This window comes from Pseudomonas sp. GW822-FHT01E03, assembly GCF_058802985.1.
Window position 1 is genome coordinate 439,814 of sequence record NZ_JBXAOQ010000004.1, and the last position, 14,308, is coordinate 454,121.

The 14,308-nt window shown below is 58.6% G+C and carries 11 protein-coding genes; 6 read left to right on the top strand and 5 right to left on the bottom strand.

Going from position 1 to position 14,308, the window contains the following annotated elements; genetic code table 11:
- Positions 1–19: 19 nt before the first annotated feature.
- Together AC1RP7_RS10835 and AC1RP7_RS10840 are read right to left on the bottom strand one after the other, a co-directional pair.
- Positions 20–343 (bottom strand): antibiotic biosynthesis monooxygenase family protein, encoded by a 324-nt coding sequence (locus AC1RP7_RS10835; protein WP_493181166.1) that lies wholly within the window; start codon positions 341–343, stop codon positions 20–22.
- Complete coding sequence (locus tag AC1RP7_RS10840; protein WP_493181164.1) at positions 340–1,047, bottom strand: CTP synthase C-terminal region-related (seleno)protein; 708 nt, start codon at positions 1,045–1,047, stop codon at positions 340–342. The genes AC1RP7_RS10835 and AC1RP7_RS10840 overlap by 4 nt, the downstream gene beginning before the upstream one ends.
- 15 nt (positions 1,048–1,062) lie before the next feature.
- On the opposite strand from AC1RP7_RS10840, the gene AC1RP7_RS10845 reads away from it, so the two are divergent.
- The gene (locus AC1RP7_RS10845) at positions 1,063–2,004 is read left to right on the top strand and encodes a LysR family transcriptional regulator (protein ID WP_493181162.1); all 942 of its coding nucleotides are present in this window, start codon (positions 1,063–1,065) and stop codon (positions 2,002–2,004) included.
- A 119-nt stretch (positions 2,005–2,123) separates the two neighbouring features.
- On the opposite strand, the gene AC1RP7_RS10850 is transcribed toward AC1RP7_RS10845, so the two are convergent.
- Positions 2,124–2,735, bottom strand: a complete 612-nt coding sequence (locus AC1RP7_RS10850) for a TetR/AcrR family transcriptional regulator (RefSeq protein ID WP_090457358.1) — start codon at positions 2,733–2,735, stop codon at positions 2,124–2,126.
- A gap of 215 nt (positions 2,736–2,950) precedes the next feature.
- Between AC1RP7_RS10850 and AC1RP7_RS10855 the strand changes: the two genes are divergently transcribed.
- Positions 2,951–4,009, top strand: coding sequence for an MBL fold metallo-hydrolase (locus AC1RP7_RS10855; protein WP_090457356.1), 1,059 nt, complete (start codon positions 2,951–2,953; stop codon positions 4,007–4,009).
- A gap of 144 nt (positions 4,010–4,153) precedes the next feature.
- Here AC1RP7_RS10855 and AC1RP7_RS10860 read toward each other — a convergent pair whose 3' ends face one another.
- Both AC1RP7_RS10860 and AC1RP7_RS10865 read right to left on the bottom strand, forming a co-directional pair.
- A complete protein-coding gene (locus AC1RP7_RS10860; protein ID WP_007998876.1) occupies positions 4,154–4,471 on the bottom strand; it encodes a helix-turn-helix domain-containing protein in 318 nt (105 codons plus the stop codon).
- Between the two features lie 120 nt (positions 4,472–4,591).
- Positions 4,592–5,557 carry a hypothetical protein gene (locus AC1RP7_RS10865; RefSeq protein ID WP_493181160.1) on the bottom strand — a complete coding sequence of 322 codons (966 nt, stop codon included), beginning with the start codon at positions 5,555–5,557 and terminating at the stop codon, positions 4,592–4,594.
- Positions 5,558–5,675: 118 nt separating this feature from the next.
- Here AC1RP7_RS10865 and AC1RP7_RS10870 point away from each other — a divergent pair, with 118 nt between their 5' ends.
- The 4 genes from AC1RP7_RS10870 (at position 5,676) to AC1RP7_RS10885 (ending at position 14,297) form a co-directional block, all read left to right on the top strand.
- Positions 5,676–7,466 carry a SulP family inorganic anion transporter gene (locus AC1RP7_RS10870; protein ID WP_493181159.1) on the top strand — a complete coding sequence of 597 codons (1,791 nt, stop codon included), beginning with the start codon at positions 5,676–5,678 and terminating at the stop codon, positions 7,464–7,466.
- A 44-nt stretch (positions 7,467–7,510) separates the two neighbouring features.
- A complete protein-coding gene (locus AC1RP7_RS10875; protein WP_493181158.1) occupies positions 7,511–11,014 on the top strand; it encodes an alkaline phosphatase family protein in 3,504 nt (1,167 codons plus the stop codon).
- Between the two features lie 413 nt (positions 11,015–11,427).
- On the top strand, positions 11,428–13,005 hold the full coding sequence (locus AC1RP7_RS10880) for an McrB family protein (protein WP_493181156.1): 1,578 nt from the start codon (positions 11,428–11,430) through the stop codon (positions 13,003–13,005).
- Complete coding sequence (locus AC1RP7_RS10885; protein WP_493181155.1) at positions 13,002–14,297, top strand: McrC family protein; 1,296 nt, start codon at positions 13,002–13,004, stop codon at positions 14,295–14,297. The genes AC1RP7_RS10880 and AC1RP7_RS10885 overlap by 4 nt, the downstream gene beginning before the upstream one ends.
- Positions 14,298–14,308: the final 11 nt, after the last annotated feature.

The window sequence follows — 14,308 nt, forward strand, 5'->3', positions numbered from 1 at the left end:
CTGAAAAACACTACATCACTCACTGGTTAAACCCATAAGCCCGCTCAACCCGGCACACCCGCGTATGACACCGCGCATACCAGGTCGAGCGCCCACGCTCGCGAATCGCACTGTGCTCGGGATGATGCTTCCACGCCAGAATCGCCGCCTCACTGGCCCAGTACGACACCGTAATCCCAAGCCCATCCTCGCCCCGTGCCGACTCCACACCAAGAAACCCCGGCTGTTCGCGGGCCAGTTCCAGCATCCGTTCGGCTGCTTCGGCGTAACCCTGGTCACCCTTGGTGCGCAGTGAAGTGAAGATCACCGCGTAATAAGGCGCAGCTGGTGTATCGGCGATCATGACGAGCGCCCCGCACAGGCTTCGACAAAGGCGCCAACCAAAGGAGGCAATACGCCCTTGAGCGCCGCCCGCTCGGGCTGGAACAAGGTCGCGACAAAGAACGGATGACCGCTGAGTTCGACCGCCCGCAGACCGTGTTCCGAATCGTGGCCGACGGCATGTAGTTCGCGCTTGAGCAACTCCCCTTCGAACTTCGGATTCACACCAAAACGACAGCGATAGCCTTCACGAATCTCGGTGCTTTCGTAGGCCTTGGCCAGCAACGAACCCTCAAGCAAATCAATCGTATCGACCGCTTCCACCAGCGCACACGACAGTGGCGTCAGCAGCGCCCGCGCGGCATCGGGATTTGTCTCGCCGTGTTCGGCATCTGACCAGCCCAGCACGTTGCGCGCATATTCCAGCACCGCGTGTTGAAAACCACCGCAGGTGCCGAGGAATGGTCGCCGTTGTTCGCGGGCAAAGCGAATCGCCAGCAATGCACCGTCCATGCTCCGGTAAGGGCTGGCCGGCACACACCAGACCCCGTCGAATCTGTGCAGCGGTGTCTCGGCGTGGATGTCATCGGTGGCCAGCCATTGCCATTGCACGTTCAGGCCACTGTGTTCAGCGGCCATTTCGAGGGCGACGGGAATGGCCTGGTGGGCGGTGACTTGCGGGTCGTAGTCGCCGATCAGGGCGATACGAATCGGGCGGGTTTCCATGTGGGGCCTCTGCACTTGTTGATTGCTGGTGCCCACTATAGATTGGCGCTCACGCACTCAATATTGGCGTTTTCCCAAGTGATCAATGCAGCGACGCACTATCGACTGGACTACCCGGACCTGGCCCTGATCCTCGCGCTGGTACGCGGTGGCTCTCTGGCCCGGGCAGCGCAACTGTTGAAGGTGGATGTTTCGACGGTGTTTCGAGCGGTGCGCCGGTTGGAGGGTGCACTGGGTCAGCAACTGTTCGAAAAAAGCCGCGCCGGGTACCTGCCCTCCACCCTGGCGCAGTCACTGGCTGAACAGGCCGAGCGTGCTGAACAGGCTCTGGAGGCGGCGCGCATCGGTGTGGAGCAGGGCGGAGAAGTGATTAGCGGTATCGTGCGCCTGACCTGTACCGATTCGGTCCTGCAAGGTTTGCTGTTGCCGGCGCTGGCGCAGTTCATGCCGAACTATCCGGCGCTGACGCTCGAGCTCAGCACATCCAATGATTTTGCCAACCTCAGCCGTCGGGATGCCGATATCGCCCTGCGCCTGACCCGCACGCCACCGGAGCATCTGGTGGGACGGCGGCTGGCGGACATTTCCTATCGCGTGTGTGCCAGCGAGCGATACCTGCAATCGGTCAATACCCCTGACCTGGCCTCATTGACCTGGATAGCCCCGGATGACTTCCTGCCTGATCACCCGACCGTTACCTGGCGTCGCCAGGCCTTGCCGGGGGTAACGCCGGGCTATCGCTGCAACAGCATGCTGTCGGTGACCGAGCTGGTCAGGGCCGGCCTGGGTGTAGCGGCGTTGCCGGATTTTTTGATCGGCGACGGATTACAGCCGCTGAGCGAACCCCTGCACGGATACGACACCGCGCTGTGGCTGCTGACCCGTCCCGACTGCCGCGCTTTGCGCTCGGTGGTCACCTTGTTCGATGAGTTGGGGCGGGCGCTGAAACTGCCGTGAAACCGATCAGGTTCCTGGCTGAAGCTCACTAAAGCCTCAGTGCCGGTTTCATTCTGAAACACATCGCGTCATTCAAATCAGAGCCATCGATCCTTCGACGCCGCCGTCGAACTTGTCATTTATTGCAACTGATAGCAGGCCAGAAACATGTCCAGCGCGGAGTCTGCCACCTGGTGTTGTTCTTCGGGTGACAAGCCAGGCTTGCCCATGGAAATCTGCGGCCAGAAGGCAAACGACTTGAGCAGCCCCTGCACCTGTTGTGCGGCAAAATCAGGGGCAATAACTTTCAACCGACCATCGGCCTGAGCGGCACGAATCCATACCGTCAGCCCTTCTTCGCGTTCGCCCATTCGCGCCACCATATCCTGCGCCCGCTCCGGGGAATGAATCGTCGCCGCTATCGCCACCCGCGCCAGGTCGAGAAAATTGTCATCGCCCAACATTTGCAGCTTGGCCATCAGCAATCCGCGCAATTGCTCACGCAACGGCAGGTCGGGACGGTAGGCCGTTTCCTGTTCTGCCGTCACCCGGGTCCATAATTGATTGAGGATCTCGGCGAACAACTCTTCCTTGCTGGGGAAGTGGTTGTACACCGTGCGCTTCGACACACCGGCAGTGGCAGCAATCTTGTCCATGCTGGTGATCTCGAAACCGTTGTCACGGAATTCATTGATCGCGGCATGAATGATCGCTTGGCGTTTTCGGTCGGTCAGGCGCTGTGGAGCTGTCATAAGTACGCTTCGGCAGGAAAAAGGGGAGAATTACACTCGGTAGTTTACTTGTCATCGACTTTGATGCAACCTAGAAACTACACTGTGCAGTGTAATGTTTTGTTAACCCTGCCCAGCAAAAATAGAAAGTCCGGCTGATGCGTGCGTGCTTTGGCCATTTATCGTCCCAAAACGGAAAGTCGCGTGATGCGCGGTTTTTCTGGAGTCATTCAGTCATGGCCAATTCAAACTCCCCGGCGGACAACGCCTCCACACCTGAAGCATCCCGACAGGCTCAAGGGCAGTATCAAAACTTTACGCCGGTTCAACGTTTAAGCTTTGGCAAAACCATGGGTGTCCTATGGAACGTGCTGTTCCACAAACCGCAAAACACCCGCCCGAGCGCGCCCGTCCCGGTGCAAGCCCTGACTCAAGCCGCGCTGATCGCAGCGCCGAACCACAGCGTCTATCGCCTGGGCCACTCCACGGTGTTGCTCAAGCTGCGCGACAAATTCTGGATCACCGACCCGGTCTTCGCCGAGCGTGCCTCTCCGGTGCAATGGGCCGGCCCCAAGCGTTTCCACCAGCCACCGATCAGCCTGGAAGAATTGCCACCGATCGAAGCGGTGATCCTGTCCCACGACCATTACGATCACCTGGATCATCAGGCCGTGCTCAAGCTCGCGGACAAGACCAAACACTTCCTTACCCCGCTGGGCGTAGGTGACACCCTGATCAAGTGGGGCATCGACGCGAGCAAAGTCCGCCAGCTGGATTGGTGGCAAGGCACGGAAGTCGATGGCATCCAGTTCATCGCCACCCCATCGCAGCACTTTTCCGGCCGTGGCCTGTTCGACAGCAACAGCACCCTCTGGGCCTCGTGGGTGATGATCGACGGCGACACGCGCCTCTTCTTCAGCGGCGACAGCGGCTACTTCGACGGCTTCAAACGCATCGGCGAACAGTACGGTCCATTCGACCTGACCCTGATGGAAACCGGTGCCTACAACGTCGACTGGCCACACGTGCACATGCAACCCGAACAAACCCTGCAAGCCCACCTCGACCTCAAGGGCCGCTGGCTACTGCCAATCCACAACGGTACGTTCGACCTGTCGATGCACGCCTGGTACGAACCCTTCGACCGTATCCTGGCCCTGGCCTGGGAACGCAACGTATCGATCACCACGCCGCAGATGGGCGAGGCGTTCAACCTGATGCATCCGCAGCGTGGTGGTGCGTGGTGGTTGGCGGTGGAAGGGGAGAGTGAGCGGGTGGTGGCTCATAACGCGTAGAGTGATGGGCCCTGTAGGAGCGAGCTTGCTCGCGATGGACGTTAACGATAACGCGTGCTGTCTGAATGATCGCGTTGTCCAGATGTTTTTCGCGAGCAAGCTCGCTCCTACAAGGGGCCATTTATCGTCAGTCAGTGAGTTGGCTCACTCCACCATCGCAAAATCCGCCCGCCCAACCGGATTCGGCGTAGAGCCTTTGACGTTCATCCCTCGACCCGGCGCAAACCCCGGGAAGAACACCAACCCCTCCGATTCGAACCGATAGGCCAGCGCCAGGCGCGTGACATCCAGCACCTCCTGGCGTGCCTCGAAGCGTTGAATGGCATCCACCGAGACTCGGGACTCCCGCGACAGCTCTTCCACACTCCAGCCCAGCATCGCTCGGGCCTGGGCGCAGTGGGCCGGGGTGAATTGGAAGAGGGCGATACGTTCCAGGGTGATTTTCATCGCTTGAGAGGCCATGGTGTTCTCCGGGCTCGAGAGTGTTGGTTCAAAATATACTGTGTTTTTGTACAGTTGTTTTGAGCCCGGATCAAACGCATTTTTTGATTTGTCTTTTCAGACAGACGAACGGTGCTGCGCTTACTTGTCCGCCAACCCCGGCGCTTCCCGCACGATAAAGTGATCCAGATTCTCGATGTTGGCGCTGAACACCCCGAACGTCTGCTCGGGGTTTTTCTTGCTCGGCACCTGCTTCAGTTCGGGCGTTACGCCATAAAAGAAGCAATACAACTCCCGCCCGCTCTCGATGGCGTGCTTGATCTCCTCCAGGAATGCCTTGCGCTTGCGGTAGCTGTCGATCAGCTTCTTGCTCAGGTAGACATTGACCGAGTAAGGCTTTTTCTCGAACCAGACCTTCTTCTCGAAATCGATGCGAAAGCTCTGGGTGTAGTCCTTGATCTCCTTGACCTTGCCCCAGTAAATCAGCCCCTTGTTGTCCTGCAGGTATTCGATTTTCTTGAAAAACGACCCGTAGGGCGCGGTGTGCTCGCCAATCTTCAGCGGCACGCGCTTGAGCAAATCCTTGTCGTCGAAGTTCGACACAAAACACTCCACCGGATGGGCGAAGACGCTGGTCTTGTCCGGGGCTGATTCCCTGCCCGGTTGCTCGACATTGCTTGCCACCGAAGGCGTCAGCGACTCATCCCGCCCCCCGTCCGCCGTGACCTTCGTGCTGGACGGCTTACGCACATATTCACGCCGAGTCAGTAACAATTCCGACGGGAAATTTTCCTCGCGGCTGTCGTCCGTTTCCGTCTCATCCCCACCCGACGCAGGCGTCTTCAAGCTGACATAAGGGCAGCCCTCGACATGCCGCGTACTCGGCAGGTTCTTGAAGTGCGGCGTGCGCACGTAATTCACATTCTTGGCGTTGAACGTGCCCAGCTCATTGGTCGCATCGAACGCCAAACGACAGGCATCGTTGGGGCACTGGAAGTGTTCCTTGGCGGAGTCGAAATCCATCGTCTCGTCGAAATTCAGATCCCGAACGTCGTAGATCGACAACTTGTCGTTGAGGCCGAGGCAATAGGCGAGGTCGAATTTCATGTCGGGTTCCAAATCCTTTAGGTGAACAGCTTCCAGTGATGGCGCATTCGAAGCAATAGCTACACTCAGATCACTTCGATATCGCCGAGCCTGCACAGTCCATCAAAGAGGGCGGTTCATGAGCCATTCAGATGCTTCGCCCCCTCTCCCGGAGCCAGGCCGGATAGCCCGCCGGGATGAACAGACCGGCTGGCGCCGTTGGGTACCGGGGCTGAGCATGCTGCGCGAATACCAACCGGCATGGTTGCGTTACGACATCGTGGCCGGCCTGGTGCTGACCACGATGCTGGTGCCGGTCGGTATCGCCTATGCGGTCGCTTCAGGCGTGCCAGGCATATATGGCCTCTACGCGACCATCGTTCCGCTGCTGTTCTATGCCTTGTTCGGCCCCAGCCGAATTCTGGTGATGGGGCCGGATTCCTCCCTGGTGGCCGTCATCCTTGCCGTCATCATTCCACTCTCCGGCGGCGACCCGCAGCGTGCCGTCGCCCTGGCGGGGATGATGGCGATCGTCTCGGGAGCGGTGTGTATCCTGGCCGGTATCGCGCGCCTGGGTTTCATCACCGAGCTGCTGTCCAAACCGATCCGCTACGGCTACATGAACGGCATCGCACTGACCGTTTTGATCAGCCAGTTGCCCAAGCTGTTCGGTTTTACGATTGAGTCCGACGGCCCATTGAGCAACATAGGGGCCATCGCCTCAGCGGTGATGGAGGGGAAGGTCAACTGGACCACCTTCATGGTGGGCGGGCTCACCCTGGCGGTGATCCTGCTGCTCAAACGATGGCCGCGACTGCCGGGCATCCTGATCGCCGTGGTTGGCGCGACAGTCGCCGTGGGAGCACTCGACCTTGCGACACGCGCCGGAGTGTCGGTCCTCGGTTCGCTCCCCCAAGGCTTGCCCGGATTCGCCATCCCCTGGATCACCAGCGCCGACATCGTCCCGGTGTTGATCGGCGGTTGCGCCGTCGCACTCGTCTCGTTCGCCGACACCAGCGTGCTCTCCCGCGTCTATGCGGCGCGGACCCGAACCTACGTCAACCCGAACCAGGAAATGGTGGGCCTCGGCATCGCCAACCTGGCGGCCGGTTTTTTCCAAGGCTTCCCGATCAGCAGCAGCTCGTCACGGACTCCCGTGGCCGAGGCCGCCGGAGCCAAAACCCAAATGACCGGCGTCATCGGCGCATTGGCGGTTGCCTTGCTGCTGGTGGTGGCACCGGACCTGCTGCAACACTTACCGTCCAGCGCCCTGGCGGCGGTCGTGATCGCCTCGGCCATCGGCCTGATCGAAATCACCGACCTGCGCCGGATCTATCGCATCCAGCGCTGGGAATGCTGGCTGTCGATCGTCTGCACCGTCGGCGTGGCCGTGTTCGGGGCGATCGAGGGCATCGGCCTGGCCATCGTGATTGCCGTCATTGAATTCCTCTGGGACGGCTGGCGCCCGTACTCCGCAGTATTGGGCCGCGCCGACGGGGTTAAGGGCTACCACGACATCAAACGCTACCCCGACGCACGCCTGATCCCCGGCCTGGTCCTGTTTCGCTGGGATGCCCCCTTGTTTTTCGCCAACGCCGAACTGTTCAACGACCGAGTATTGGACGCCGTGGCGGCATCGCCCACGCCCGTGCGCTGGCTGGTGGTCGCCGCAGAGCCCGTCACCAGTGTCGATGTAACGTCTGCCGACATGCTGGCCGAACTGGACGACACCCTGCATGCGGCGGGTATTGAGTTGTGCATTGCCGAGATGAAGGATCCGGTGAAGGACAAGCTGAAGCGGTTCGGGTTGTTTGCGCGGCTGGGAGAGACGGCGTTTTTTCCTACGATTGGGACGGCTGTGGATAGTTATGTGGCGAATTATCGGGTGGATTACAGGGAGCGGGAAGATGAAGGGAACGGATTGCCGTGAAACCCGCGAGATTGAAATAGAGACTTCACATCAAGGAGCGAACCATGCCGAACAACTGGCCCGCCGGGATTGAGCACGTCGTCGTGCTGATGATGGAAAACCGTTCGTTCGACCATTTGCTGGGGGATTACACAAGCATCAATGCCGCGTGTGACGGTATCAACCGCAAGGCGCCCAGCACCAACCCGTTGAAGCTGGCCAATGGCAATTCGACGGTGATCACCCAGGCATCGGAGTTCCCGGAGAACTACAGCCTGTGGGCGCCGCCGCCCCCTCTACCTCCGGCGCTGCCGCCGGGCAACAGCGAGGGTTTCGACCTTGGCCACGAATTCGTCAACGTAGAGAAACAACTGGGCGTCTCCTTCAAGACCAGCCCGGCTAACCCTACGCTCGCCGGCTTTGCCCAGGACGCCTACGACAAGGCCCGCAGCGACCTGAAGGTGTACAAGACCTGGTCGCAGTCCATGGCCCAGCGGGCGATGAACTACATCCCGTTCGGCGCCACGCCAGCGAAGGATACGTTGCCGGCAATCCACGGATTGGCGCGCAATTTCACCGTGTGTGATCGCTGGTTTTCCTCAGTCCCGGGCCCCACCTGGCCGAACCGTTTTTTTGCCATGCTCGGCAGTTGCAATGGTCACCTGCTGATGCCCTCCACGGGCACGGTGCTGGCCGGCATCAAAAGCCTGATCGCACAGTTCGGCGGCGAGAGTATTTTTTCGCTGCTGCGCAACAACGGCCACGATGCGCGCATTTATTCCGATGGCGCGATCCCGCTGGCGGCGCTGGTCAAGGGTGGTTTGCAGCACCTGAGCATCGACGACTTCAAGTCGGACGTCGCCGGTAACAGGCTCCCCGAACTGTCCTGGATCGAGCCGAGCTATGGCCTGCTCAACGGAAAACTCGGGCCCAATGTGTCGCATCATCCACCCGAAGATTTGCGCTTCGGCGATCAGTTTGTCGGTGAAGTGTTCAACGCCTTGTCGGCCAACACCGCTGTCTGGAACAAAACCCTGTTCGTGCTGCTGTACGACGAACATGGCGGCTTCCATGACCACGTGGTGCCGCCGACTTGCGTGGCGACCGGTTCAACGGCCGATGTCCCATGGAAAAATCCATTCACCCGCCTCGGCGTTCGGGTTCCGGCGATTTTGGCTTCGCCGTGGCTCAAGCCAGGCTTGATTCCCTGGACGGGCAGCGTCCAGGCCCAGCATTACGATCACACCAGCCTGCTGGCATTTATTTGCGACCACTTCAAATTGCCGCGCAGTGCCCTCGGCCCGCGGGTGGTCGCGGCGCAGCACTTCGGCAACGCACCTATCTGGCGCGCTGCACCGGGTGTAACGGCTGCGCCAAAATTGGCGGCTACTGTGGTGCCAAGTCGCGTCGGGTTGCCATTGATCGAGTCCGAACTGGCGACCCAGAGTCGGCAAGTGGTGGACAGCGCCACCGGTTACCTCGATGGCCTTGACCCAGAGCAGATCTGGAAGAGCAGTGCCCAATGGGTCAGCGGTTTTCTCGGCAACCGCAGCCGCGCCCTGGCTGATCCGGCTCAGGCCGCGCTCACGCCTGCCGCGCCCAGTGCGGACAGCCTGGAGGCGAAACTGCGGCGCTTGCAGGATTTGATGGTGACCGCCCAAGGGCAAGCTGTTCGCCCCGTTGCAGTGCCTGCCAGCAAAGCCTTGGCAGAACCGGGGGCGGAAGTCGCGCCAACACGGCTGCGCGTCCTGTGCCTGCCTGGTGTCGGTTTCACGCCAGCCGGCCAAGGGCAGGGCGGCATCGATGCGAACTGGCAGGACCAGTGGCGCACATTGATCCGTACTCAACTGGCACAGAACGGTCGCCTCATCGATGACCAGGATATCGACTTCCTGTCCTTCGACGAGCAACTCAAGGACGGGCCGGACTTCGCCCAGATTACCCGAGGCCTGGCGATGCTGAGCGCCGACGCCAGAGGCAAGGCCGACGAGAACTTCGGCAGCTGGGGCCTGCCGGTCAATCAGATGTTGCGCACCACCGTCGGCGCCATCGTGCAATGGATCGAAGACGCCGAGTTGCGCACTGAACTGACGCAACATCTGTTGGCGAAGATCGAGGCATTCAATCCGCAGATCATCTTCGCCCAAGGGCTCGGCAGCCTGATCGGCTACGACGCCCTGCGCCGCTCGGTGGCGAAAAAAGGTTCGGCACTCAAGCGCATCGATGGCCGTGTGTTCGTCAGCTTTGGCTCACCGATTGCACTGCCGCTGGTGATGCGCGAAGTGTGGGGCGGGCGGGTGCTGCGCCTGAGCGAAAACGGCCGAGGCATCCGCCGCTGGTTCCACCTCCACAACCCCAACGACGGCTTGCTGGCCCGACCGATCACCTCGCCGGATTCAGCGCGAGTCGACCTGCAAACCGAATTCAGCGTGCAGCTGCGTGATGACCTGCTCGACCTCAATCACGCCGCCCAGGCCTACTTGTCCTCACCCACCAGCCAGACCGGCCTGTGGCCGCAACTGGCCCGCGATGTGGTGGCGGCGCGAGCACTGGAAGTACCGGCGTTCCTGTCCCGCAGCGGCCAACGCAAACGTCGCGCCCTGGTGGTCGGCATCAACGATTACCTCGACCCGAGCGCACGCCTCGAGGGCTGCATCAACGACACCTACCTGATCAGCCGCATGCTTCAGGAAAGCGGCTACGACGCCGGCGACATCCGCTTGCTGCACGACGCCCGGGCGACCCGGGCCAACTTCGTCGAGCGCCTGGAATGGCTGGTGGAAGGCGCCCGTGCCGGCGACGAGCGCGTACTGTTCTACTCCGGCCACGGCACCCAACTGCCGGTCTACAGCAGCAGTGGCGAAGCCGACTGCATGGACGAAACCCTGGTGCTCCACGACTTCGACTGGGACGACGAAAGCACCCACTTCACCGACAAACTGTTCCGCCAGTTCTACAGCCACCTGCCATTCGACCCGGATGGCCACGGCGCCAAACTCACCGTCATGTTCGACTGCTGCTACGCCGGCGGCATGACCCGCGGCAATGGCCGTGTGCGTGGCATCACCCCACCCAGCGACATCCGCCACCGCATGCTGCGCTGGGACCCCTACGCCGGCGACTGGGACCGCCGCGTCTACGCCACCGACGCCGACCGCCGCGACTTCAGCGAACAAGACAACAAAACCCGCGGCCTCACCCGCACCCGCAACACCCAAGGCGCCGCCACCGGCCTGCGCCCCGAGAAAAAAGCCCAACTGCTGCGCCAAACCAGACTCTACGGCCACCACGGTCCCTACATGCCGCTGATGCTCTACGCAGCGCGGGAGAACGAAAAGGCCAGCGAATATGTGGTGGGCTCCAACCACTACGGTGCCTTCACCTATGCCATGGTCGAACAACTGCGCAAGTCGCAGCAGGAGGATGCGACGTTGGGGTTTGATCAGTTGATTGAGCGGGTGGGGAGTGTGTTGAGTGCGAGGTCGTTGGGGCAGACGCCGGAGATTGTTGGGCCGAGTGGGGTTAGGGCGGCGGTTTGTCCTTGGCGGAGTAGTGGGTTGGGGAGGTGATCTCGTAACCGCGGTCACAGCCAAAGAAAAGGGCCGCAGGATAATCCTGCGGCCCTGATACACAGACGTTTCCAAGCCAGCCGCTGAACCCCTGTGGGAGCGAGCTTGCTCGCGATGGCGCCGGTGAATTTGACGCATAAACAAAATCAGTAACCGGAATCCCGAGTGGAGTTCGTCCCGCAGAACGTCTGCTTGATAACCAGCGGTCGAATGCTTCCAATCTCTGCAGCAGATCTACCTATCTGTACTGCTTTACCCGTGATGGCAATGTAGCTACCGTTGTAGGATTAATCTCCTGCGGCTGTAGCCTGTTTCCATGGTCGGGTTTTGGTTCCTATAACCCCTACCGACTTTGATCGAGCCGCCACCACGCGATGCCCTTTTTTGCTCACGTAGCCAAGGAAAGCGACTCGATGACCTCGCCTGCACTCAACCAGATCTTGTTTGGCCCTCCCGGTACCGGGAAGACTTTCGCCACCATCGAGGCAGCGCTAGAAATCCTCGCCCCTGAGTTTCTTCAGACCAACAAAGAAAATCGGGCTGCGCTGAAGAAGCGCTTCGATGAGTTAGCCGCAGACGGATATGTCGAGTTCGTCACGTTTCATCAAAGCTTCAGCTACGAAGACTTCGTTGAAGGCCTGCGCGCGGAAAGCGGAGACGACGGGCAATTGCGATATGACGTTGTTGATGGTGTGTTCAAAAGATTATGTACCACTGCCAAAGTGACCCAACAAACACCCGCAGCGGAAGTGAGTCATGGTGCTCTCTTTACTAAGGGCGAAACCTTTGGTTCGGGATACGTAGTCACAAGTTCATCCACAGAGTTGCTCAACTTGGTTAAGCCCAACGGTAAAGAGTTGCCGGTTGGCATGAACATGCTTAACACGCTTGCTGAATATGTGCGCGCAGGACGTTTAACTGTCGCAGATATTCGCAACAAGCAGGTTTTTGACAAGGTGCCAGAGACTATGCTGGAGCCGTATCTCATCAATGGCTACAACAATATTTTGCCGCTTTTGGTGGCGCGCATATTGGATGGGCGATCCAAAGTCACCGAGGTTGAGCCAAAAACTCAACCTTGCAATGCTCATGTACTCATCATCGATGAAATAAATCGCGGCAATATTTCTCGGATCTTCGGTGAATTGATCACGCTAATCGAACCGTCCAAGCGTGCCGGGGCTGACGAGGCTTTGAAAGTGACGCTGCCGTATTCGAAGAAGCATTTCAGTGTACCGAACAATGTCTATCTCATTGGCACGATGAACACTGCTGATCGTTCGTTGGCCGGTCTAGATATCGCTTTACGTCGTCGCTTCACTTTCCGCGAAATGCTGCCTAAGCCTGAGCTGTTGAATGACATTGCAGTGGGTGAGCTCAATATCGCCAAGCTCCTGAGAGTGATGAATCAGCGAATCGAAATGCTGCTAGATCGAGATCATTGTCTGGGACACGCTTATTTTATGCCGCTAGATAGCGACCCTACGTTGGAGCGATTGGGGCAGATCTTTCGTGAACAAGTTCTCCCGCTGCTGCAAGAGTACTTTTTTGAAGATTGGCAGCGGATTCAATGGGTGCTCAACGATCATCGTAAAGCCGCTGAAAATTGCTTTATCGAACAGCCACCATTCAAGCCAGATTCGTTGTTTGGCGATCAAGTGGTGCTCAGTAACCAAAATAACCAATGGATGATCAATGAAGAGGCCTTTGCTCGGATCGAGTCCTATTGGGGCGTCATTGATCACCAAGCTGTGCTTCCAAAGCTGCAAGACGCTATCGAAGCTGAAAAAGGCGATATCCAGGTTCGTCAGCTTGAAAGCGGTTCAATCGAAGTTCTACAGGCGGGAAAGATCATCCGTCCCTCTAGGCCTATATTGCGTGAGCTTGCGGCAGAACATGGCCTGAAAACACACCATTCAAGCGGTCGTGAGTTTAATACTCGTCATCTTGGCGTAGCAGTTATCCGAGCGTTGAAAGGCGTGACGGCGTGAAACCCATTGTCACGGTTCGCGAATACGCGAGGCTGACGACAGATAACGTTGCTGTGCCGACGTTAGATCTTGCTCAGGTATCGGTTTCAGCCTTTGACTGGTTATGCAGATTAAGTGCTTTCTTCAGCAAGGCGGGGGCAGGGCTGGTCCAGCTCGAAAACCGCTGTTTGCTCAAGCTCGACAACTACGTCGGCGTATTGGAAACACCCTGTGGTACGCGCCTTGAAATTCTTCCCAAGCATTTCGAGCGCGAGGACTGCATCAAGCAGAGCAGAGCGTTGCTGAGGCGCATGATCCAAGCTTCCCTAGACTTACCCACCCGTGAAGTCGGCGCGGCGGATCTTCAGAGTTTCGATGCGCCGTTGAGCGAATGGGTCATGGGCCGATTCTTACTGGCTCTGGATCACTTGATCAATCGAGGCCTACGCTTTGACTACCAGCGAGTGGAGGAGGAACAGCGATTCCTTCGTGGTCAGTTAGATGTGGTCAAGCAAATGCGCCAACCTCCTGGTCGACAGCACCATTTCCAGATACGACATGATATTTATTTGCCCGACCGACCAGAGAATCGCTTAATCAAGTTCGCGTTAGATCAGGTCTGCAAAACAACAAAAGATGCTGGTAACTGGCGACTGGCTCATGAGTTAAGAACCGTGTTGTTAGAGGTGCCTACAAGCCGTAACGTGCAGCAGGACTTCAAGCAATGGAGTAATGAGCGACTGATGGCGCACTACGTACCGGTGAAGCCATGGTGCGAGCTGATCATCAAACAGCAGATGCCTTTAGCAGTCGCTGGGGATTGGCATGGCATGAGCTTGTTATTCCCAATGGAAAAGCTATTTGAGCGTTATGTAGCTGCGAGCCTAAATAGGGACCTGCTGCACGATGCGCGACTGCTCACCCAAACCCGCAGCGAACACCTGTGTAAGCATAGGGATGAAAACTTCTTCCAGCTGCGGCCGGACCTGATGATCCACCATCAGCAGAAAATCTGGGTGCTCGACACAAAATGGAAGCGACTGAGTTCATCGGGAGAGGATAAAAATTACGGTTTGAAGCAATCCGACTTTTATCAGTTGTTCGCTTATGGTCATAAATACCTAGCGGGGGATGGAGAGTTGGTGCTGATCTACCCAAAACAAGCTGCGTTTGATGCCCCATTGCAGGTATTCGAATTCGCACCACAACTCAAGCTCTGGGTGCTGCCATTTGATTTGGAGCAGGGCATTTTGATGGGTGGGCCTGAGGGATTGCCGCTGCAATCTCAGTGGTCACAGACGGCCAGTGGTTAGTCGATTGGACG